Genomic DNA, 245 nt, shown 5'->3' with positions numbered 1-245 from the left:
ATCCGGGGTGCGGACAGTGCCGGGTGGGTAGTTTGACTGGGGCGGTCTCCTCCCAAAGCGTAACGGAGGAGCACGAAGGTGGGCTAATCACGGTCGGACATCGTGAGGTTAGTGCAATGGCATAAGCCCGCTTAACTGCGAGAATGACGGTTCGAGCAGGTGCGAAAGCAGGTCATAGTGATCCGGTGGTTCTGAATGGAAGGGCCATCGCTCAACGGATAAAAGGTACTCCGGGGATAACAGGC

General features: G+C 57.1%; 1 rRNA gene. It reads left to right on the top strand.

Annotated features, from left to right (window positions below):
• Positions 1–245: ribosomal RNA gene (locus SB753_RS40300) — 23S ribosomal RNA — on the top strand; the annotation flags it as partial.

The sequence above is a fragment of the Paraburkholderia sp. SIMBA_053 genome, from assembly GCF_046534895.1.
Taxonomy (GTDB): domain Bacteria; phylum Pseudomonadota; class Gammaproteobacteria; order Burkholderiales; family Burkholderiaceae; genus Paraburkholderia; species Paraburkholderia caledonica.
Note: the sequence above shows the minus strand (reverse complement) of the source record. Positions and strands in the feature narration are given on the sequence as shown.